Genomic DNA, 21,661 nt, shown 5'->3' on the forward strand with positions numbered 1-21,661 from the left:
ATGCGCAGTATATGAAAAATTACGGTTTACCGAAGTGTAAAATGATAGCGATGGAGTTTAGAATTATCCTACCCAATTGATTGTCCCATTTGACAAATATTTAGAGATTCAGCTGAATCCTTTCTGCGGGAATAATATTTTTAATACAAAAAAGATCATCATCACTTATCAAACTGATCATCATGAAAAAACTGAAAACTGCCATACTAATCGTCATATTGGCCGCTCCTTTGTTTTCGTACGGACAAAGTACAACGTCTTACAAAAAAAGGACATACAAAAAAACGACCATCATTGACACAGCCAAGGGCACAGACTTACAAAAAATTCCTGTGATTAAGGAAAATGCTCCTGTGTTAAATGATAACGGCAATGTAAATTCCTCCGGCTCCGTGGAAGGAAGCAGAAGCAGCACCGGCCGACCGGGAGCAGATACAACGGGAAGTTATGTCAGAAAGAGAAAAAGAACTATCACGACCGGAGGTGTTATTTATCCGGATACAACCAGAAAAAAAAGCGGAAAACCATAAGATTTCTCCTAAGTAAACTTGCGAAAACTGTATCTTTTAATAAATTTGTGGTTACATAGTAAGTAAATTTAGCCGTTCCGGAGACTTTACTCTGAAATAATTATCAGAACGTTTGATAATTACAGAAAACACGCGTCAGTATTCAAAAGTATTTTTAATATATCACTATGAAAAGATCATTAAAATACCAACACTTTTGCGATAAGTTATTTAACGGTTTGTAAGGCAATTCAGAAAAAACTAATCTTGTGTCACCGTTGAGCAACATCAATACACACTTCCTGGATCATAGTATACACCCGCTAAATAATTTTACCATGGCTCTGTTAACAGACCAGAATTTCACTGTTTACCGCTACAATATTTAACAATCATGAAGGATTCGCATGAAGACCAGCCTGTTTTTGCAGGGCGGGCCAAAGTTGTTGTTTCTATGATTGGATTGTTGATATTGGTTTTGATACTCTACAATATCTTAGAATATGTCTGGTGGTAAGCCGTGCGGTTAAAACCGGCTAATTTCCGATCATTAAGTATGTGTGGAAAACAAAATAAGCAAAGCATAAAACACGTCAAGTTTTTGTTTTCCAATAGCTTAGTCTAATCCCTTCTCCTCCTTATTTTCTGCATATTCAAATTTTGATTATTTTTTGGCTAAAAATTTAAGCGAACATAGTATTCTTACTACGTCTGATGCTTTTATTTGCAGTTCTCAACGTAATTCGAAAAAAATGCCGTCAAGAAAACGTAAAAGTTCAAAATTCAAAAAAGTAGCGATAGAGTGGCTTAAATGGACCAGCGCGATCGTTCCGATATTGGCTTTCATTTATATTTTGTACTACTACAAACAGCTCGATTTTTTAAAGAAAAACGAAGAAGTTAAATCCGTCACCACCGTGCTCGACGCGAAAGACTCTGCCAAACTCGCTGAGGTTATTCAAAAAAATAAGATTAACGACAACATAAAAATCGTAGAAAATGAGTGGCATCTGGTTGGTGGTATAGCCATCCACAATATGCTGGTTGAAAACAAATCCACTCAGTCAGCCAAGAGCTTTGAAGCCGAATTCAAATATTTATCCGACACCCAGGAGGCTTTAACAACCAAAGTGATCACAATCAAAAGAGATCTGCCAGCCGGAAAATCAACAAAAATTACAGATTTGAGTGTTGGTTTTGTAAATAACGGAGCCGTAGGCTGCGATACCAAGGTCATAACTGCAAAGTTTTAACCGGAACCTTTCTCCCTATAATTCAACTAGTTCTGAAAATAAAAATAAGGACCGTGATAGCTGGCTGTCACGGTCCTTATTTTTATTACAAAAAAAATTAATCTTTTTTTGGTTCCATCGATCTATCGGCACGATCCAAGCGTATATGAGTCGAAAGAATCTAAAGATTCTTTCGGAGTTAAAACGTTACGCCTGAAAATCAATGTAACTAAACAGTTACTAAAAGATAATATCTAATCTCGTTGAGTAATAATTAAAACATCCCTGTGGTTTTGCCGCAGGGATGTTTCGTTTTTAATCAGAAGTGAGTTTTCAGCATGCTTAGGGATACAGAAGATATTTCTTTCGCATGTTTTTATAATCGGATAACCCCGGCTCCCAGCTTTTTCGGATTTCTTCTTCGGAGGTTCCGGCTATGATCTGTTTTTTCAGATTTTCCGTTCCTGCCAGCTTATCAATACTTCCCATTTGCTTGCTTTGCGACATATCGAAAAACTTCGCTTTGTCGGGATAGGCGTTATACATTTCAATCAGCCATTTCAAATTGATCTGCCTGCTTTTTCGCAACGATGCAACATCGTACTTCCTTAGATCGAGTCCATAACATTCCTGATTCTGATGCAGTGGCGTTTCGCTCATCCCCTGAATACTTTTCGGCATAAACGAAAACCCGAATTTCCCTTTCAGTAACGGGGCACCCAGGACGGTAAACGGCATATAGGTGCCTCTTCCCTGACTAACAATAGTGCCTTCAAAGGGGCAAATACTCGGATACAACAGAATGGATTGCTGGCTGTTTAAATTCGGTGAAGGGAAAACCGGCAGCTCATATGGCGTGTCGTGGGTATAATTTGCCACCTTAACAATTTTCAGCTTACACTGTAACTGTCCAGGAAGCCATTTTTCACCATTTAACATTTGTGCAAATTCACCCATGGTCATTCCATGTGTGATCGGTATTTTGTGCATACCTATGCCCGAATGCAGGTGATCTTCCAGAATCGGGCCGTCGACAACATAACCGTTCGGATTGGGACGGTCCAGGATCATCAGCTCCTTGTTGTTTTCAGCACATGATTCCATAACGTGATCCAGTGTGTTGATGTAGGTATAAAAACGGCAGCCAACATCCTGAATGTCAAATATCACCAGATCAATATCCGCCAGATGTTCTTTGCTCGGTTTCTTTAATTTTCCGTACAGTGAGATAACCGGAATACCGGTCTTGGGATCTTTCTCATCATTAACTTTTGCTCCGTTACTGGCATTCCCGCGAAACCCGTGTTCCGGCCCGAAAATCCTGACAATATTAATACCAAGCGCCACCAGGCTGTCTACACTGGGTGTTTTACCAATGATTGAAGTCTGATTGACCACCATCGCTACTCTTTTACCCTTTAAATATTTGAGGTATTCGGAGGTCTGGTCGGCCCCGGTAATGATTGCTTTTGCAGGAGTTAGAATGCTGTTTTCCAGTGAATCGGAAGTTGCCAGAAACGTGCTTTTATTACCGGTCGTACTTGCGCAAATATTTGTACCGATGCCAATGGAAGCAAAAAAAACTAAGGCGAGGATTACTTTTTTCATGAAATAAGGTTTAAGAATAATTGGGTACAATAAACAATTTCTATGCCGGACTAAAAAAGTTTCATTTGTCCGCCCTTTATAAACTGTGAAGTGTCGAGTGTGGTAAGCTCTTTGTTTCCGAAATATTTACGGCATGCAAGGGCATGCAGCTGTCTGATATGCTCTGCATATTTACCTTCGCCGCTCATACGCAGCCCGAACCGGGAATCATTGACCTGACCGCCGTGACATTCTTTGATCTGATTCAATACTTTTGAAGCTTTATCCGGAAAATGATGGTTGATCCATTCTTCAAACAATTCTGCAATGGCCCCGTTCAACCGCACGACTGTATAACCAGCCCAAACAGCGCCGACTTCAGAAGCCGCCTGAATGATCGATGGGATTTCGTGATCATTTAATCCCGGAATGATCGGAGCCGTCATAACGCCCATTTGTACGCCCGCTTCATGTAATGTTTTTATGACCTGCAAACGACGTTTCCCAGTAACTGTCCTTGGCTCCAGTTTCCCTCTTAAATCTTCGTTCAGTGAGGTAATTGAAATCGCGCCATGTACAAGGTTCAGCTTCGCAAGCTTTTCCAGAATATCAATATCTCTTAAAATCAGCGCATTTTTGGTCAGGACACTTACCGGATTTCTGTATTTCAGACAAATTTCCAGCATCTGCCGCGTCAGCTGATATTTTTTTTCAGCAGGCTGATAACAGTCGGTATTCCCTGAAAAGAATATCGTCTCCGGTTGCCATTTTTTAGAATTAAGAAGTTTTTCAAGCAGCTGCGGAGCATTTTTTTTCACAACAATTTTGGTTTCGAAATCCAGTCCGGCCGAAAAGCCCCAGTACTCATGTGAATTGCGCGCATAGCAATAAATACAACCATGCTCACAACCCCGGTAGGGATTGATCGAATTGAAATTCCGCAAGTCGGGACTATCCGAAGTGCTGAGAATCGATTTGGATATTTCCTCAATAAACAAGGTTTTGACATTGGTTTCCGGCTCTTCCCATTGCTGCCAGTCTTCCTCCGTATATTCGATTTCCTGTTTCCTGAACCTGTTGTTGGTGTTAATTCCCGCCCCTCTGCCTCTCGCTCTGTTGTCCATGTGATGAAGTGTAAAATATGTTTCAAACGCAAACGGGGAAGAACATAGGGCTTGTTCACTCTATTTCCTCCCCCGTTTGTTTACCAATCGTTCATAGCGTTCATTGTAAAGTCTCGTCCAGGCTCTCCCTGCCCTAAGCTCTACTCCTTCTGCTACTTGATATACCTGAAATCTTCGTTTCCTTTTAAAGAAAGAAGCACGTCGTACATAAGCTGAATTACGTTTTGAACGTCATCCTTGTGTACCATCTCTACCGTTGTATGCATGTATTTCAGCGGAAGAGAAATCAACGCCGAAGCTATTCCTTCCGTTGAATAAGCAAAAGCATCCGTATCAGTTCCCGTAGAACGGCTCACCGCCTGACGCTGATAAGGGATTTTCTTATCCTCAGCCACATTGATCAGCAAGTCGCGTACGTTGTTCTGTACCGCCGGTCCGTAACAAATCACCGGTCCGCTTCCACATTTCAGGTCGCCCTGCTCCTTCTTATTGTACATCGGCGACTGCGTGTCGTGCGTTACATCCGTACAAATAGCAAGATCCGGTTTCAGTCGACGGGAAATCATTTCAGCGCCTCGCAAACCGATTTCCTCCTGCACCGCATTAACGATGTAAAGGGTAAAAGGCAGATTTACATTATTCTCATGCAGCATCCGCGCTACTTCCGCGATCATAAAACCGCCCATTCGGTTGTCCAGTGCACGCCCGATGTAAAATTTGTCATTCAACTCATCCAGACCATCCACGAAAGTTGCAACCGTACCCACATGGATACCCATTTCAAGCACTTCTTCTTTTTTTGAAGCGCCCACGTCAATGAAAAGCTCATGCACTTTTGGCACCTGGTCTTTCGCCGTGTCGCGCACGTGGATTGCCGGCCAGCCAAAAACGCCTTTTACAACGCCTTTTGAAGTATGTAAATTAACCCGCATGGAAGGCGCAATCGCTGCGTCCGAGCCACCGTTACGACGAACGTGGATATACCCGTCCTCAGAAATATAATTTACAAACCAGGAAATTTCATCCGAATGCGCTTCAATAACGACTTTATATTCCTGTCCGCCACCGATAACCCCGACAGCCGTTCCATAAACATCAATAATCTGGTCCTCAATGTAAGGTTTAATATAATCCAGCCAGATCTGTTGTCCGGACGCCTCAAATCCTGTTGGCGACGCATTGTTTAAATACTTGTATAAAAACGCTTTGCTTTGTTCGGTCATACTTTTTTAATTGAAATGTAATCACTCTATGTAGTCAGGAAATTTCCGTCACAGATATTTCAGAAATCCCCAGAATTTTCGGTTCTCAAGATATTCAAATTCGCGCTCATTTGCATAAGCTTCACGCTCAAAAGATATATTAAGATAGGCCAGATGATGTTCGCGATATTGAATTAACCGGATCAGATATTCTAAAAAATACCATATATAAAAAGGCAGCAGGCCCAGTTCGAGCTGTTGGCGCAAATGAATACATTCATGATACAAAAGAACTTTCCCCGGTGCTTTTTTCTTCAAAAATATAAAAGGGAAAATAGCCATACCTTCCACCCACAGGAACGAAAATGTCAGCAAATATCCCTTAAATTTCATATCCGGCTTTTTTGAATCTTAACCCAATGTTAAATAAAAAATGTTGAATTATTGAAGGAATACCAATCAACAATTCAACATTTCTTCCTGGTCATTTTGTCTCAAAGCCGAGACCGATCCAGTTGTTTTGAAAGCCTATTCGCTGAACCGGCTGATATCCAAAACCTCAAATTCCATTAAGCCTGCCGGTACTTTTATTTCAGCTGTTTCGCCTACTTTCTTGCCCAGCAATCCCTTTCCGATGGGCGAACCTACGGATATTCTTCCCGCCTTCAAATCCGCTTCCTCTTCCGAAACCAGCGTGTAAGTTACCTCCATGCCGTTTTTACGGTTCTTGATCTTCACTTTGGAAAGAATTGCAACCTGAGAATTGTCCATCGATGATTCATCAATCACCCTGGCATTTGACATAATTTCTTCCAGCTTGGCAATCTTCATTTCATGCATTCCCTGTGCGTCTTTTGCGGCGTCATATTCAGCATTTTCACTTAGATCACCTTTGTCGCGTGCCTCTGCAATTTGTGCAGCAATGGCAGTACGGCCTTTGGTTTTCATATCATTCAATTCATTTTTCAGCTTGTTTAATCCTTCCTCGGTATAGTATGAAATTTTAGCCATTTCTTAATTATGTTTAATATTTTCCGATGTTTAAAATTGGTGCCGGGGCAAAAAAAAAAGAACGGTTCCAAGACCGTTCTACAAGAGTTCGTTCCAACCCGTAGTAGAAGACTAGAAAACCTTAGCTTTTCGACAGCAATATCTTTTTATCTTTTCCATTGTTTTTAATATGAACGACAAAAATAGCAATATTTGTAAATGGTAACAAGCCAAAATTGTTAAAAGCAGATACAATCCATGCCTGATAAATTACGAATCATTTTTATGGGAACGCCTGAATTTGCTGTCCCCAGTTTAAGAAGTCTGGTAGAAAGCAATTCTAATGTAATTGCTGTAATTACCGTGCCAGATAAACCTGCCGGACGTGGTCAGAAACAAACGTCATCTCCCGTGAAAATATATGCAGAAGAACAGGGAATCCCGGTTCTTCAACCTGAAAAACTCAAAAATCCTGAGTTTATTGCCCAATTAAAGGCTTTAAATGCAGATTTGCAAGTAGTAGTCGCATTTAGAATGCTGCCGGAAATTGTATGGAGTATGCCAAAATATGGCACATTTAACCTGCACGGCTCGTTATTGCCACAATATCGTGGTGCTGCGCCGATTAACTGGGCCGTAATAAATGGGGAAACTGAAACGGGTGTCACCACATTTTTTATTGAAAAGGAAATTGATACGGGTAAAATTATTTTCCAGGAAAAAGATCCGATCCAGGCGGATGATGACGCCGGTTCGGTGTATGAACGACTGATGGAGATCGGGGGAAAACTGGTTGTAAAAACCGTGAAGGCGATTGAAGATGGCAACTACCCTCAGGAGGCGCAGGACGAGTCGAAAGAAATAAAAATGGCTCCGAAAATTTTCAGGGAAACCTGTGAAATTGACTGGACACAGCCCGCCGAAAAAATACACAATTTCGTACGCGGCCTTTCTCCTTATCCTGCCGCATGGACCACGTTAAACGGACTTTCCTGTAAAATTTTCAAGACAAGTATCACGGAAGACAACAGCGACGGACAACCTGGTGAATTTAAAACCGACCATAAAACTTCCCTGCAATTCCGCGCTGGTGATGTGTGGCTTTCGATTGAGGTTTTACAATTGGAAGGCAAAAAGAAAATGGCAACTGGCGATTTTTTAAGGGGTGCTAAATTGTAGTCAATATGATCGGTTATAAAAATTGCTACAAATATTTTGGTGCTCTGCACCCGTCGTTCAACTTTCAGATCATCACGATATTTGTACATTTCATTTATAACACATAAGGAAAATCTTACAGGAAACGTCATGTCACAAATATTACGGCATTCCATACCCCGGCGCCCAAAGAGCGTAACACCACAATATTTGTAACATATGATTTATGCGACAAATAAGATGTATCGCACCGAAATAATGACAAACATCATTCTGACTAAAAAGTTATAAACAAATGCTTCTTTCCATTATCGTTGCCGTATCTGAAAATGGCGTTATCGGGCTTGACAACCAGCTTATCTGGCGATTGCCGGATGACCTGAAAAGATTTAAACAACTGACGCTCGGCCATCCGATGATCATGGGCCGAAAAACCTTTGAATCCATCGGTAAACCACTTCCGGGCAGACAATCCATTATCATCACCCGCGACAAAAATTTTTTTTTCGAAGGCACTATCGTGGTCAATACCCTCGAAGACGCTATTGAAGCAGCAAAACAAACAGGCACAGACGAAGCTTTTGTCGTGGGCGGAGGAGAAATTTACAATCAGGTTCAGCCTATTTGTGACAAACTGTATATCACAGAAGTTCATACTGATATTGAAGGAGATACATTTTTCAAAATAGAAAATCCTGAGTTATGGAAAGAGTCTGAACGAATTCATCACGAGTCTGACGAAAAGCATGCTATTTCTTTTGATTTTGTCGATTTTGTCAGAAAATGAACCACATCTGATTGGCACTGACCGATACAAATCGTCTTGCCGGTGACAGATTTTTTTTTGTTAAACTATTCATTCTGTTACCATTCGTTACAAATTTCCTGTAAATTTGACACTTATATTGACCCAGTGCGACCATAAAGAATGCTTAAAGAATTAGATACGTTAAAAGATACGCTTACTATAACGTTAACGACACCAGACTCAGACAACCGTCCTATATTTATTACAGGTAACTTTTGCAAATGGCTACCGGACCTGCCTCATTATCAAATGAAAAAGATAGCTCCGGGACGTTATAGCTTCGAATTCCCATCCGATTTCGGATTTCCGTTCCCTCTTGAATATAAATACACGCGGGGCGGCTGGGACCAGGTGGAACTTGACCGTTACGGACAGCCTTATGGCAACCGGACTATTGCTAAAAATACCGGTGTCATTGCAGATTTTGTAACCAGATGGCAAATTGACAACTCCACGAAACTGGATTTGATGCCCATTATTGAGGTACTTTCCGAAACTTTTGAAATTCCTCAGCTGCATAAGGATCGCCGTGTGCACGTGCTTTTACCTCACGATTATTACGCGCAGCCCGACCGCCGGTATCCGGTGTTGTACATGACGGATGCCCAAAATCTTTTTGGCGAAGGTTCCCCTTATGGAAACTGGCAAATTGACCGCAGCCTTGCAGCATTGGCAGGTGAGGATAAAGCAAACGTTATCATCGTGGCAATTGACCATGGCGGAGACGAACGTGTGCAGGAATTTTCCCCTTACGACAATCCGAATTTAGGAAAAGGGTTGGGTAATCTGTTCCTGAAATTTGTTACGGAAACGCTCAAACAGCAAATAGATGCAACGTACAGAACGCTCCCGGATCGCCTGAATACCGGTATGGGCGGCAGTTCGGTTGGCGGTTTGTTAAGTATGTATGCGGCACTGATGTATCCGAATGTTTTCGGGAGATTGATGATCTTCTCGCCTTCGCTCTGGATTTCGCGAAAGATTTATTTCGATGCGATTCACTTCTTTGAGCCTTTTGAAACCCGGATCTATCTGTACGGCGGCGGACAGGAAGGTTCTGAAATGATCCCTAACATCACAAAATTACAGGAAACACTTGCCAATCAGGGATTTGGATATAGCCGCGTAAAAATCAAAACCTCACTGAATCCGAAAGGAAAACACTCCGAAGAATGCTGGGGAAAAGAATTTCCAAAAGCATTGAAGTGGCTTTACGGAGGAGAATAGTTTGAGCCACAGGTTGCTTTGGGCATGGAGCTCAGGGCATGGATGGCCTCGGTACAAAACCTTAAAACCCCTGTTTTCTGTCTTTCTTCCAATTTCACGGAACAAGACAATAAACAGGGGTTTTTCAATAAATCAGTAAAGGGAAACGCCAGGAAGCACATTTTGTGCAATCCCCTTGCCCCTCCCCCCAAGCCTACAAAATAAACTGGCTAAGGTCTCTGTTCTTCACCAAATGAGATAATTTTTCGTTAACCAGATCCGCCGTTACGACGATCGCTGAGTCTGGTCCGATCACATCCGGGATATCAAACATAAAGTCATTCAAAAGCAGGCTCATCACCGTCTGCAAACGACGGGCACCGATATTTTCAACTTCACTGTTAACTTCAAAAGCAATACGTGCCATTTCACGAAGTGCGCCATCTTCAAATTGTAAATCCACGCCTTCGGCCTCCATCATTGCTTCATACTGTTTTGTCAAAGCATTTTTCGGCGTCTTCAAAATTTGATAAAAATCGCTTTCCGTAAGACTGTTGAGCTCAACCCGGATCGGGAAACGCCCCTGTAATTCAGGAATTAGGTCAGACGGTTTCGCCACATGAAAAGCACCCGCTGCGATGAAAAGGATATGGTCTGTATTGATGACGCCATGTTTTGTATTAACAGCACTGCCTTCCACGATCGGAAGCAAGTCGCGCTGTACGCCTTCACGGCTCACATCCGGTCCACTCCCGCCTGAACGGCTTGAAGCAACCTTATCGATTTCGTCAATAAAAATAATACCCAGGTTTTCCGCTTTCTGGATCGCCTCCATTTTCACCTCATCCATATCGATCAACTTTCCTGCCTCTTCGTCCAGGAGGAGTTTTTTAGCCTCACCCACGGTCACCTTGCGTTTTTTTCCACGACGCGGCACCATGTTACCGATCATTTCCTGAATATTCATCATCGAAATATCATCCATCGCGCCGCCGATCATGCCCACACTGGGTGACTGGTTTTGCTGGATTTCAATTTCTATTTTCCGTTCATCCAGTTCGCCGTTACGTATTTTCTCACGGAAACGTTCGCGCGTGCGCTGGTTCAGTTCGTTATCATCGTCCGGGATGGCGCCATTGGCATCGCCGTTATCCGGGCGGGGTTTGATGACATTGCTTCCATGGATTGGCGGAATCAAAGCATCCAGAATAATATCTTCAACGGCCTGTTCAGCCTTAATTTTTACCTCTTCCTTTTTCTGGGTGCGTACCATGCCCACGGCCTGTTCCACCAGGTCTCGCACCATACTTTCAACGTCACGACCTACATAACCAACTTCTGTAAATTTGGAAGCTTCCACTTTTACGAAAGGTGCATCGGCGATTTTTGCCAGTCTTCGTGCAATTTCAGTTTTACCAACACCGGTCGCCCCGATCATCAGGATATTGTTCGGAATAATTTCTTTTTGAATATCCTCTGGACTATTCATGCGCCTCCATCTGTTCCGCAAAGCGATCGCGACATTGCGTTTTGCGTCATTTTGTCCGATTATATACTGATCCAGTTCAAAGACAATTTGTCGTGGCGTAAGGCGGTTTAAGTGTTCGGTCATAGTGGATTTATAAAATATACTAAACTTAAATTTTAAAAGATGTGCTCAGAACGAAGAAAAAACCTGTTTTCCTGTTAAAAAAGCAGTCATAAACTACCCTTTTAACGCTAAAATGCAAGCCTGGATATTTCAATGCCTAAATATATTCTGCACAGTTTAAACTATAAAAAAATGATACCAAGCGGAAATAATTCAGAACGGTAATTGCAAGTGAATCTTTTTAGTAAATTGCCGTCCGAAAAGCATTTTGATAGTCATTAATATCATTGGTGAAATTTACTTTTAAATAAAACTAAAAGGATTTAGCAATTGATTAACTGATTATAAACTGCTACCATAAACATCAAAAAAGGTTTTCCCTTGACATGAAAAAAATTATCTCCTGTTTCGCTTTTTTTGCCCTATTAACCCAATCCTACGTTTTTGCCCAAACGGCCCCGACATCAGCCAATCTGATTGATTATGTAAATCCGCTGATGGGGACGCAGTCGAAATTCAGTTTATCATCGGGGAACACCTACCCTGCCATTGCTTTGCCGTGGGGGATGAATTTCTGGATGCCTCAAACCGGAAAAATGGGAGACGGATGGAGTTACATGTACGACTCTGAAAAAATCCGCGGGTTTAAACAAACCCACCAGCCAAGTCCCTGGATCAATGACTACGGCCAATTTTCGATCATGCCGATGACGAGCCTGAAAATTGACGAAAATGCCCGTGCCAGCTGGTTTTCTCACAAAGCAGAAACGGTTAAGCCAAATTACTACAAGGTATATCTGGCAGATTATGACGTTACGACCGAAATTGCACCGACCGAACGCGCTGCCCAGTTCCGTTTCACGTTCCCAAAATCAGACAGTTCCTACGTTTTGCTTGACGCTTTTGACAGAGGTTCTTATGTGAAAATTATTCCTTCTGAACGTAAGATCATCGGTTACACAACCAAAAACAGCGGTGGCGTACCAGCCAATTTCAAAAACTATTTTGTATTGGTTTTTGATAAAGCCTTCAAGTTTTCTTCTGCCTGGAACAACAAGAAAATTGCAAAAGACACACTTGAAGTTAAAGCAAACCACGTGGGTGCTATTGTCCGTTTTGAAACAAAAACAGGCGAAAAAATTGGTTTGAAAGTGGCCTCCTCTTTCATCAGCTACGAACAGGCTGAACGCAACATGACAACCGAACTTGGCAGTGATACCTTTGACCAGACACAGGAAAAAGGCCGTAAAGTTTGGAATCAGGAGCTTTCACGCATCACCGTTGAAGGTGACAACATCGACGAAATCCGTACATTTTACTCTTGTCTGTACCGCGTTTTGCTATTCCCAAGAAAATTCTACGAATTTGACGCAAAAGGAAAAGTAGTACATTACAGTCCATACAATGGCGAAGTTCGTCCGGGATATATGTTTACGGATAATGGTTTCTGGGATACTTTCCGCGCCGTTTTCCCGTACTTCACATTGATGTACCCTACCCTGAATGCCCACATCATGGAAGGTTTGGCAAATGCATATGACGAAAGCGGATTTTTGCCTGAATGGGCAAGTCCAGGTCACCGCGACTGTATGATCGGCTCAAACTCTGCATCGCTGATCACGGATTCGTACGTAAAGGGTATCCGCGGTTACGACATCAATAAATTGTACGAAGCAATTATCAAAAATACCAACAATGCCGGTCCGGTAAGTTCAGTAGGCCGTTTCGGACATGATTATTACAACAAATTGGGTTATGTTCCTTATGACGTAAAAATCAACGAAAACGCAGCCCGCACTTTGGAATACGCCTATGCGGATTTCTGTATTTCCCAATTGGCGAAAGAATTGAAAAAACCACAGGCTGAAATTGATCTATACCTGAAAAGAAGCCAGAACTACCGTAATCTGTTTGATCCGCAAACCAAATGGATGCGTGGAAAAAATGAGGACGGAAAATTCCAGACACCTTTTAACCCTTTCAAATGGGGTGATGCATTTACAGAAGGAAACAGCATTCACTACACGTGGTCAGTATTCCAGGATGTGAAAGGTCTCGTAGGTTTGATGGGCGGCAGAGAAGCGTTTGTTCAGAAACTGGATTCTGTATTTACCATGCCTCCGATTTTTGACGACAGCTATTATGGTTTCCCGATCCATGAAATCCGCGAAATGCAGATCATGAATATGGGTAATTATGCACACGGTAACCAACCGATCCAGCACATGATCTATCTGTATAACTATGCAGGAGCGCCTTCAAAAGCACAATTCTGGTTGCGTCAGGTAATGAAAAAACTGTATCAGCCAACACCCGATGGTTATTGCGGAGACGAAGACAACGGACAGACTTCTGCCTGGTATGTGTTCTCTTCCCTGGGTTTTTATCCAGTAACGCCGGGGACAACCCAGTACGTGATCGGTTCGCCGCTATTCAAAAAAGCAACGATCACGATGGAAAATGGCAAGAAATTTACCATTGAATCCCCAAAGACAAGTGCAGCAAACCTGTATGTTGATGGCGCGACGATGAATGGAAAGCCATACGGCAATACGTATCTTGAACACAAGGATATCCAGAACGGTGGAACACTTCAGTTCAACATGATCAGCGCGCCTTCAAAAGCGTGGGGTATCAAACCGGAAGCGGCACCGTTTTCGTTGACAAAATAGCAATCGGCTATCGGCTTTCAGCAGTCGGCTCTTGCTAATTCATATGATTTTTCCCAAAACCACCTTTTAGGTTTAGACCGAAGGTGGTTTTTTTTCGTAATGTCATCTATTAAACAGTAAAATCACCCTTTAAAAGATCTTTTTAAGGCATCTCTTGTCAATGGAATAATTCTTTTGACATTCCTGCTCTTTATCGAGACCATCCTGAAATTAATTCATTCCTAGAACTGGCTGATCGCCGATTGCCGACAGCCGAAAGCATCAATAAAATATGATTTACAGAAAACTTGGACACTCCGATCTTGAAATTTCCGTGGTAACTTTTGGTGCCTGGGCGGCTGGGGGCTGGATGTGGGGAGGCACGGAACGCAGTGAAGCCGTAAAAGCGATTCAGGCTTCTTACGACGCCGGCGTAACATCGATTGATACGGCACCGGTTTACGGACAAGGACTCAGCGAAGAAATTGTGGGGGAAGCCATCAAGAAATTGCCCAGAGACAAAGTCCAGATTCTTACGAAATACGGCATGCGCTGGGATTTGGCGAAAGGCGATCTGGCGATGCACAGCAAGGATAATGCCGGCAAAGCGATTGATATTTATAAATACGCTGCCAAAGATAGTATTATCCAGGAATGTGAAGAAAGCCTGAAACGGCTCGGCACGGACTATATAGACCTCTACCAGATTCACTGGCACGACAAAACGACACCGATCGAAGAAACCATGGAGGCCGTATCACTCCTCATCAAACAGGGAAAAGTACGTCATGCCGGCGTTTGTAATTATGACGCAAACCTGATGCGGGAGGCTGCAAAGTATATCAATCTGGTATCTGACCAGGTTCCTTACAGCATGGTCAAAAGGGGTATTGAAAAGGAAACCGTGCCCTATTGCCTCGAAAATAACAAGTCAATTTTGGCTTACAGTCCATTGGAGCGTGGACTATTGACGGGCAAAATGAAACCCGGTTATAAATTCGGGGCGGACGACCACCGCGCGGGAATCTATTTTTACAAAGATGAAAACCTGAAACGTGTGGACGCTTTCCTGAACAAGATCAGCCCCCTGGCTGATGAAAAACAAGCCAGTTTGGGTCAGCTGGTTATCCGCTGGACGGTTGAGCAGCCGGGCATCACCATTGCACTGGTGGGCGCACGGGATGCCGAACAGGCAATCCAGAATGCGAAGGCCATGGATATCAAGCTCAGTACGGAAGAATTAAATTTCATCACCGACGAGCTCAACAAGCTGGATCTGGTCAAATAGAAAATAAAAAACTCCACCCGATATTGTTATCTTTGAACATTGTCCATTCCAAAAAATCGTTATTATTCATCCTGAACTTATGAAAAAGAATTTTTTATCGTTAAAAAAGAATGTCCCTCTGATGTTGGGAAGCATGCTTTTGCTCGCTTCACTGGGCTTAATGAGTAATAACTTTTCGCACCCGGAAGAAAAAAAGGCCGGAATATCAGAAGCCGATCTAAAAGTGGATACCGTTGCAAAAGGGCTGACCATGCCCTGGGCAACTGCGTTTTTGCCAGGCGGCGACTTATTGGTAACGGAACGTGGTGGCAAGTTGCGTCTGGTAAAAAATGGAGTACTGGACCCAACACCTATTTCGGGCGTTCCGGAGGTGTATTATAAAGGTCAAGGCGGTTTATTGGACGTTGCGCTTCACCCGGATTATTCAAAAAACGGCTGGATTTATATCAGTTATTCTTCTCCAAAACAGGCAGGTGAAGAAGGTGACGACAATGGTGCCAATACGGCGTTGATCCGTGCCAAATTGAAAGACCATGCGCTTGTCGAAATTCAGCACTTATTCAAGGCAATTCCAAATGTGAAAGCAAATGTTCACTTCGGCGGACGTATTGTTTTTGATAAAAAAGGTTACGTATTTCTGTCTCTTGGCGAACGTGGCCAAAAGGAAAACGCACAAAATCTGAGTAAAGATCAGGGAAAAGTTGTGCGCTTGCATGAGGATGGAAAAATTCCGACGGATAACCCGTTTGTAAAAACAGAAGGCGCAAGACCTGAGATATGGAGCTACGGCCACCGCAACCCGCAGGGAATGGTGATTAATCCGACCACGGGTGTGATCTGGGAACATGAGCACGGCCCGCAAGGAGGTGACGAGCTTAACATCGTTGAAAAAGGCAAAAATTATGGCTGGCCACTCATCACTTTCGGGATTGATTATGACAACAGCATCATTTCAAAAGATACTGCCCGTGCAGGTTTGGAGCAACCTGTGATCTACTGGCGCCCATCCATCGCACCATGCGGAATGACTTTTGTGACGAGTCCGAAATTCAAGGACTGGAATGGCGATTTGCTGGTTGGTTCATTAAAATTCGCTTACCTGCAACACCTCAAAGTAAAAGGCAACAAAGTATTGAGCCGGGAAATTATTTTTGAAAAACTAGGCCGCGTTCGCGACGTTCGTCAGGGGCCGGATGGCAATATTTATGTAGTGCTTGAAAACTCCGGAAAGATCGTCCGCATCAGCCCGAAAGCTTAAAAATTACTTTAAAGAGGCTTTATCCATAATTTGGTAAAGCCTCTTACCATTTATCAAGGCAATTATTCACATGAAATCTATCATATTGCTCCTTTCAGGAGTTGTTTTTTGCTCTGCCGTTTTTCCGGGCCAGGAAGATGAACTTGAAAAAAGCATTGCACGGGGAAAAGGGATTTATTCAGAAAACTGCATCACCTGCCACATGGGAGCAGGCGAAGGTATCCCGCAAACGTTCCCGCCCCTGGCAAAAGCAGATTATCTCACCAAAACACCCGAAAAAGCAATCCACGCAATCAAATTTGGTTTGCAAGGCAAAATCGTTGTTAACAATGTAGCGTTTGATAACATGATGCCAACACCCGGACTCGACAACGAAGAAATCGCCGATGTAATGAATTATATCCTGAACTCATGGGGTAATTCGTCTGAAAAGAAAATGATTACGGAAAAGATGGTGGAAGCGGTGAAAGAAAAGTAACCATCGAGGAATAATGATATTAAGACCAGAGGTATTTGTTCGCTTAGAATAAATACCTCTTTTATTTCAGTCATGTCAAAGTTTGTTGCTATTGTGTTGCCAACGGGGTGGTTAATTGATAGAGACATCATGGCAAATCCGCACGAAGCGTTCCACAGGAACGCCTCCGAAAACACTTCCACTAAATTTTCTACCCACGAAATCTGCCGAAGGCAGATGATAACACTATATATTTATAACCACCAAAAGCCCGGAACGATTTATCTTGTGCCTTAGGCACAATTGGTTGGTAGAAAAGGCAACCATCAACTAACCACGCGTTCCGAAGGAACGCCCCCTAAAATACATCCACGAATTTTCTACCCACGAAATCTGTCGAAGGCAGATAATGACACCATATTGTTTAGCTTCCAAAAAGCTTGGAACGATTTATCTTGTGCCCTAGGCACAACTCGTTGGTAGAAAAGGTAACCATCAACCAACCATGCGTTCCTATCGGAACGCCTCGTAAACCTCACTCACAATCAGTAACCAACCAGATCTGCCAAAGATCGATAACATATCTCCAAACAAATCCCCAACGCCATATATTAAAATAACATGTTAGAATACTTATTTTTAAATATTCTAAATAAATTCTTGCTACCTATTAAATCCACACATACTTTTGTATTAATTAAATTTAGTCTAAATAATAACCGATGATTTGAAATTCTGGTTTTTATGTATTAGTGACTTTAAAAACTGCTTGTTCAAAACGCATAAATATCCCTTAACATTCGATTTTCATCGGTTGCTAATCAGAACTTTCAAACGCGATTAAATCCAATTTTATAAATAAGTTAACCACTCAAAAAATGAAGAAAATCTATCTTATTATGTGTTTTATGCTTCTTACCATTTGCGGCACTTACGCGCAAACCGGAAGTCTTAAAGGACAGATTACCTCATCGGACGGAAAACCCGCACCGCATGTTTCAATAGGCCTTAAAGGACACAAACAGGGGACGACATCTGATGAAAACGGTAGTTTTACAATCAATAAAATAAAGGTTGGAAATTATACAATCCTGGCGAGTTTCGTGGGACTTGCAACGCTCGAACAATCCGTCGAAATTATTGAAGGACAAATGGCCACAATAAATTTCAGTCTCAAAGAAACAGCCAACCAATTGGATGAAGTCGTTGTAAAAACAGGCAGCGCATACAAGTCCAATGAAGTTTCTTCAAGCCTCCGTTTGATGACACCAATTCTGGAAACACCTCAAAATATTCAGGTCATCACCTCCAAAGTACTTGCTTCACAACAGATTACGAGTATGAGCGATGGGGTACTCAGAAACATCAGCGGTGCATCACGTGTGGAACACTGGGGCGATATGTATGCGCGTGTGAATATGCGTGGATCACGGGCATCTGCCTTCCGTAATGGGATGAACGTTACCTCCAACTGGGGACCTTTGACGGAAGACATGAGTTTTGTAGAACACATTGAATTTGTAAAGGGCCCTGCGGGATTCCTGATGTCAAACGGCGAGCCGAGTGGTATTTACAATGTGGTAACAAAAAAACCAACGGGACAGACAAAAGGTGAAGCCAATATGACTTTCGGAAGTTTTGACTTTTACCGCGCGACGCTGGATCTTGATGGTAAACTGAATGATTCCGGTAAGCTTCTCTACCGCCTCAACATCATGGGACAGACCAAAAACTCATTCCGCCCCTATGAATATGCCAAACGTTACAGCATTGCGCCAGTTGTCAGTTATAAAATCGATGAGCAGACCACACTGACAGCTGAGTATACACTTCAGTATGCAAATATGTCCAATGTTGGATCGTATTATGTTTTCGGGACAGAGGGTTACGCTTCAAAACCGCGTGAATTTACATTGGCAGAACCCGGTCTTGATCCTACAAAAATCAACGACCAAAGCATTCTCATTAATTTGCAGCACAACTTTAACAGCGACTGGAAACTGACTGCGCAGGCTGCTTATTTTAATTATGACCAGGTGGGATCGTCCATGTGGCAGGCAGGCGTTTTCAACAACGGCAGCGTGGTGCGCCAGGTAAGTATCTGGGATGCCTTAAATGAATCCAAATATGCGCAGGTTTTTGTAAACGGCGATATACAGACCGGGCCGGTACACCACCGCATCCTGGGTGGAATTGACCTTGGCAACAAACAATACATCGCAGATTGGGGTACAACATTTAAGCTCGATACCATTGGGTCATTTAACATCAACAATCCCGCGTACGGAAAACCTTACTACGGCTATCCGACCTTTAATCGAAGCAAAAGTCTGCGCCAGCGTGCGAATACAACGGCCATTAACCAGACCTACACCGGTTTGTATTTTCAGGATGAGCTTGGGTTCCTTCAAAACAAAATCCGCCTGACACTTGCAGGACGATACACGGACGTAAAAGAAAACTCGTACGGAACTGTTACAAAGGGTAAGAAATTTACCCCCCGTGTTGGTTTGAGTGTTTCGCTTGATGAAGGTTCGTCTGTTTACGCTTTGTACGACCAAACTTTCGTTCCGCAAACCGGTGTGATCCGCAGTGGTGAAAAAGTAAAACCGATCAGCGGAAACAATATCGAAGCAGGTATCAAAAGAGACTGGTTCAACAACAAATGGAACACGACCTTATCTCTTTACCGGATCATAAAAAATAACCAGCTTTCAGCTGATCCGGGAAATGCTGCCGGAGAAAGTTTTTCCCTGCAACTGGGACAAACCCAAACAGAAGGAATTGAATTTGACGTCCGCGGAGAAATCGTAAAGGGTCTTAGCCTGATCGCCAACTATGCCTATACCGATTCAAAAATCACCAGGGAAACAACCAGTATGAAAGAAGGGGCGAAAGTGCCGGGTTATTCAAAACATATTGCCAATGCCTGGCTGAATTACCGCGTCGGTGCCGGAGCGCTAAAAGGCCTTGGCTTCGCTGCGGGCGTATCCTATCAGGGCGACCGCAGCACCTGGTCGTTCGCACCTGCGGGCCGAGATGCTCTTCCCAATTATTTCAAACTGGATGGTGGCGTATCCTGGGAAAGCAACAAGTTTACCATTGCTGCCAATGTTTTCAATATTCTCGACAAATATCTTTACAGCGGTGTGGCCTACGCAACCTACTATTACTGGCAGGCAGAAGCGCCAAGAAATTCACGTCTGAGCATCAATTACAAATTCTAATAACCCAAACACTCTTTTCATGCAGACAGGGATAACCTGTCTGCATCATTAACTACCTTTTATGTCTAAATTACCACTTAACTCCATTACTTATTCACGAGGCGCATTTGATTTCTCCATGCTGATTCTACGGATCGGATTTGGAATTTTAATGATCCCGCATGGTTATGCCAAATACCAGGGATTTGCAGAAAAACAAACTGAATTCATGGATTTCATGGGACTTGGTCCTGCCACCTCACTGGTCTTCGCCATTTTCGCAGAACTGGTCTGCAGTGCCTTGCTTGTTCTCGGACTTTTCACCCGTGCTGCCACAGTTCCGCTTATCGTCACGGCTGCTGTAATCACATTCATGGCACACGAGGGCGATATTTTCGGGAAGGCTTACGGCGGCTTCTCCTATCTTCTGGTTTACGTCGTTCTGTTGCTGCTCGGGCCTGGAAAATATAGCCTGGACGGCCTTATTTCTTCAAAACAAACCAAATACTAAACCGCTTCCGACCGGTATCTTAAAAATAAAACTTAATCTTTTTTCATACAAAAACGCGACGGCGCACCGTCCTGATACACAATGAAACGCAATATTCTTTTAATCGTTATCGCATTTTTTCTTCATACCAGCAGTCTTTTTGCACATGCGTTATGGATAGAAACCAATACAACGGGTAAGGCCGGACAGAAGCAAACCATCAAAATAATTTATTCTGAGCCAAACGACAAGCCTGAAAAAATTGCGGACTGGTACTCGGACGTAAAGGAATTTACGCTGTGGCTTACAGGTCCCGATAAACAAAAAGTAAAACTGGCAACAACGGCTGCCGATGATCATTTCACTTCGGAATTTACACCCGAAAAAGACGGCGTATATACGATCACAGTTAGCCACACAGCCAAAGAACTTGGTGGAAAAACAAAGTACCAGTTCAATGCAAGCGCGATCGTTGCGGTTGGAAAATCACTGGCAGGAAACGATCCGGCTTTAAATACCAACGATATCAGTGTTTTCTCTGACGCCAGCAAAGCATACAAGGTTAATAAGCCTTTTCAGCTGACAGGTTTCTTCAAAGAAAAACCATCCGAAAAACTGCATGTTGCTGTGCATTCGCCAAGCGGCTGGAATAAGGAAATCAGCACCAATGCGCAGGGTGTGGCTGAATTCACGCCAATCTGGGTTGGAAAATACAGTATTGAAGCTTCCAAAAGCGAAAAAGAAGAAGGTGAACACAATGGCAAAAATTACACTTCCGTATGGCGATGTGCGACACTTTTGGTTGACGTAAAATAATTCTCCCGGCACTTTCATCAATAAAAAAGCGACACGGATTTTTAGCTAAAAACGTGTCGCTTTTTTCCCAGACACGCTAAAATCCACT

18 protein-coding genes are annotated in these 21,661 nt (G+C 42.9%); 12 read left to right on the forward strand and 6 right to left on the reverse strand.

Translation table 11 applies throughout. The features are described 5' to 3' along the window. The first annotated feature begins 182 nt into the window (after positions 1 to 182). Together M1L62_RS19780 and M1L62_RS19785 are read left to right on the forward strand one after the other, a co-directional pair. On the forward strand, positions 183 to 530 hold the full coding sequence (locus M1L62_RS19780; RefSeq protein WP_254561346.1) for a hypothetical protein: 348 nt from the start codon (positions 183 to 185) through the stop codon (positions 528 to 530). A gap of 731 nt (positions 531 to 1,261) precedes the next feature. Beyond that, on the forward strand, positions 1,262 to 1,762 hold the full coding sequence (locus tag M1L62_RS19785; protein WP_254561347.1) for a hypothetical protein: 501 nt from the start codon (positions 1,262 to 1,264) through the stop codon (positions 1,760 to 1,762). Positions 1,763 to 2,083: 321 nt separating this feature from the next. On the opposite strand, the gene M1L62_RS19790 is transcribed toward M1L62_RS19785, so the two are convergent. From M1L62_RS19790 to greA, 5 genes are all read right to left on the reverse strand, one after another. Further along, positions 2,084 to 3,349 carry an exo-beta-N-acetylmuramidase NamZ family protein gene (locus M1L62_RS19790; RefSeq protein ID WP_254561348.1) on the reverse strand — a complete coding sequence of 422 codons (1,266 nt, stop codon included), beginning with the start codon at positions 3,347 to 3,349 and terminating at the stop codon, positions 2,084 to 2,086. A 50-nt stretch (positions 3,350 to 3,399) separates the two neighbouring features. Then, positions 3,400 to 4,452 carry a PA0069 family radical SAM protein gene (locus M1L62_RS19795; protein WP_254561349.1) on the reverse strand — a complete coding sequence of 351 codons (1,053 nt, stop codon included), beginning with the start codon at positions 4,450 to 4,452 and terminating at the stop codon, positions 3,400 to 3,402. A 152-nt stretch (positions 4,453 to 4,604) separates the two neighbouring features. After that, a complete protein-coding gene (locus tag M1L62_RS19800) occupies positions 4,605 to 5,675 on the reverse strand; it encodes a M42 family metallopeptidase (RefSeq protein WP_254561350.1) in 1,071 nt (356 codons plus the stop codon). Positions 5,676 to 5,723: 48 nt separating this feature from the next. Then, the gene (locus tag M1L62_RS19805) at positions 5,724 to 6,047 is read right to left on the reverse strand and encodes a hypothetical protein (protein WP_254561351.1); all 324 of its coding nucleotides are present in this window, start codon (positions 6,045 to 6,047) and stop codon (positions 5,724 to 5,726) included. A 135-nt stretch (positions 6,048 to 6,182) separates the two neighbouring features. After that, positions 6,183 to 6,665, reverse strand: a complete 483-nt coding sequence (gene greA, locus M1L62_RS19810) for a transcription elongation factor GreA (protein ID WP_254561352.1) — start codon at positions 6,663 to 6,665, stop codon at positions 6,183 to 6,185. Positions 6,666 to 6,902: 237 nt separating this feature from the next. Here greA and fmt point away from each other — a divergent pair, with 237 nt between their 5' ends. The 3 genes from fmt to M1L62_RS19825 all read left to right on the forward strand — a co-directional run bounded on the left by fmt (position 6,903) and on the right by M1L62_RS19825 (position 9,837). After that, positions 6,903 to 7,823, forward strand: coding sequence for a methionyl-tRNA formyltransferase (gene fmt / locus M1L62_RS19815; protein ID WP_254561353.1), 921 nt, complete (start codon positions 6,903 to 6,905; stop codon positions 7,821 to 7,823). Between the two features lie 274 nt (positions 7,824 to 8,097). Continuing rightward, a complete protein-coding gene (locus M1L62_RS19820; RefSeq protein ID WP_254561354.1) occupies positions 8,098 to 8,589 on the forward strand; it encodes a dihydrofolate reductase in 492 nt (163 codons plus the stop codon). A 270-nt stretch (positions 8,590 to 8,859) separates the two neighbouring features. Then, a complete protein-coding gene (locus tag M1L62_RS19825; RefSeq protein WP_254561355.1) occupies positions 8,860 to 9,837 on the forward strand; it encodes an alpha/beta hydrolase in 978 nt (325 codons plus the stop codon). 193 nt (positions 9,838 to 10,030) lie between these two features. On the opposite strand, the gene hslU is transcribed toward M1L62_RS19825, so the two are convergent. Next, the gene (gene hslU, locus M1L62_RS19830; RefSeq protein WP_254561356.1) at positions 10,031 to 11,428 is read right to left on the reverse strand and encodes an ATP-dependent protease ATPase subunit HslU; all 1,398 of its coding nucleotides are present in this window, start codon (positions 11,426 to 11,428) and stop codon (positions 10,031 to 10,033) included. A 365-nt stretch (positions 11,429 to 11,793) separates the two neighbouring features. Here hslU and M1L62_RS19835 point away from each other — a divergent pair, with 365 nt between their 5' ends. From M1L62_RS19835 to M1L62_RS19865, 7 genes are all read left to right on the forward strand, one after another. Then, positions 11,794 to 14,079 (forward strand): GH92 family glycosyl hydrolase, encoded by a 2,286-nt coding sequence (locus tag M1L62_RS19835; RefSeq protein ID WP_254561357.1) that lies wholly within the window; start codon positions 11,794 to 11,796, stop codon positions 14,077 to 14,079. Between the two features lie 271 nt (positions 14,080 to 14,350). After that, positions 14,351 to 15,346 carry an aldo/keto reductase gene (locus tag M1L62_RS19840; protein ID WP_254561358.1) on the forward strand — a complete coding sequence of 332 codons (996 nt, stop codon included), beginning with the start codon at positions 14,351 to 14,353 and terminating at the stop codon, positions 15,344 to 15,346. 79 nt (positions 15,347 to 15,425) lie between these two features. Continuing rightward, a complete protein-coding gene (locus M1L62_RS19845) occupies positions 15,426 to 16,604 on the forward strand; it encodes a PQQ-dependent sugar dehydrogenase (RefSeq protein ID WP_254561359.1) in 1,179 nt (392 codons plus the stop codon). A 70-nt stretch (positions 16,605 to 16,674) separates the two neighbouring features. Beyond that, on the forward strand, positions 16,675 to 17,082 hold the full coding sequence (locus M1L62_RS19850) for a c-type cytochrome (protein WP_254561360.1): 408 nt from the start codon (positions 16,675 to 16,677) through the stop codon (positions 17,080 to 17,082). A gap of 857 nt (positions 17,083 to 17,939) precedes the next feature. Then, positions 17,940 to 20,288: a TonB-dependent receptor gene (locus M1L62_RS19855; RefSeq protein ID WP_254561361.1), complete on the forward strand. Its 2,349-nt coding sequence runs from the start codon at positions 17,940 to 17,942 to the stop codon at positions 20,286 to 20,288. Between the two features lie 61 nt (positions 20,289 to 20,349). Next, complete coding sequence (locus M1L62_RS19860) at positions 20,350 to 20,778, forward strand: DoxX family protein (RefSeq protein WP_254561362.1); 429 nt, start codon at positions 20,350 to 20,352, stop codon at positions 20,776 to 20,778. An 81-nt stretch (positions 20,779 to 20,859) separates the two neighbouring features. Beyond that, the gene (locus tag M1L62_RS19865; RefSeq protein ID WP_254561363.1) at positions 20,860 to 21,573 is read left to right on the forward strand and encodes a DUF4198 domain-containing protein; all 714 of its coding nucleotides are present in this window, start codon (positions 20,860 to 20,862) and stop codon (positions 21,571 to 21,573) included. Positions 21,574 to 21,661: the final 88 nt, after the last annotated feature.

Source organism: Dyadobacter diqingensis (assembly GCF_024220585.1).
GTDB classification, from domain to species: domain Bacteria; phylum Bacteroidota; class Bacteroidia; order Cytophagales; family Spirosomataceae; genus Dyadobacter; species Dyadobacter diqingensis.

Bases quoted from the DNA above. Each gene is read 5' to 3' on its own strand.
- M1L62_RS19785 (WP_254561347.1), top strand. From the start codon at position 1,262: ATGCCGTCAAGAAAACGTAAAAGTTCAAAATTCAAAAAAGTAGCGATA.
- M1L62_RS19825 (WP_254561355.1), top strand. From the start codon at position 8,860: ATGAAAAAGATAGCTCCGGGACGTTATAGCTTCGAATTCCCATCCGAT.
- M1L62_RS19790 (WP_254561348.1), bottom strand. From the start codon at position 3,349: ATGAAAAAAGTAATCCTCGCCTTAGTTTTTTTTGCTTCCATTGGCATC.
- fmt (WP_254561353.1), top strand. From the start codon at position 6,903: ATGCCTGATAAATTACGAATCATTTTTATGGGAACGCCTGAATTTGCT.
- M1L62_RS19850 (WP_254561360.1), top strand. From the start codon at position 16,675: ATGAAATCTATCATATTGCTCCTTTCAGGAGTTGTTTTTTGCTCTGCC.
- M1L62_RS19845 (WP_254561359.1), top strand. From the start codon at position 15,426: ATGAAAAAGAATTTTTTATCGTTAAAAAAGAATGTCCCTCTGATGTTG.
- greA (WP_254561352.1), bottom strand. From the start codon at position 6,665: ATGGCTAAAATTTCATACTATACCGAGGAAGGATTAAACAAGCTGAAA.
- M1L62_RS19835 (WP_254561357.1), top strand. From the start codon at position 11,794: ATGAAAAAAATTATCTCCTGTTTCGCTTTTTTTGCCCTATTAACCCAA.
- M1L62_RS19800 (WP_254561350.1), bottom strand. From the start codon at position 5,675: ATGACCGAACAAAGCAAAGCGTTTTTATACAAGTATTTAAACAATGCG.
- M1L62_RS19820 (WP_254561354.1), top strand. From the start codon at position 8,098: ATGCTTCTTTCCATTATCGTTGCCGTATCTGAAAATGGCGTTATCGGG.
- M1L62_RS19780 (WP_254561346.1), top strand. From the start codon at position 183: ATGAAAAAACTGAAAACTGCCATACTAATCGTCATATTGGCCGCTCCT.
- M1L62_RS19795 (WP_254561349.1), bottom strand. From the start codon at position 4,452: ATGGACAACAGAGCGAGAGGCAGAGGGGCGGGAATTAACACCAACAAC.
- M1L62_RS19840 (WP_254561358.1), top strand. From the start codon at position 14,351: ATGATTTACAGAAAACTTGGACACTCCGATCTTGAAATTTCCGTGGTA.
- M1L62_RS19855 (WP_254561361.1), top strand. From the start codon at position 17,940: ATGAAGAAAATCTATCTTATTATGTGTTTTATGCTTCTTACCATTTGC.
- M1L62_RS19805 (WP_254561351.1), bottom strand. From the start codon at position 6,047: ATGAAATTTAAGGGATATTTGCTGACATTTTCGTTCCTGTGGGTGGAA.
- hslU (WP_254561356.1), bottom strand. From the start codon at position 11,428: ATGACCGAACACTTAAACCGCCTTACGCCACGACAAATTGTCTTTGAA.
- M1L62_RS19865 (WP_254561363.1), top strand. From the start codon at position 20,860: ATGAAACGCAATATTCTTTTAATCGTTATCGCATTTTTTCTTCATACC.
- M1L62_RS19860 (WP_254561362.1), top strand. From the start codon at position 20,350: ATGTCTAAATTACCACTTAACTCCATTACTTATTCACGAGGCGCATTT.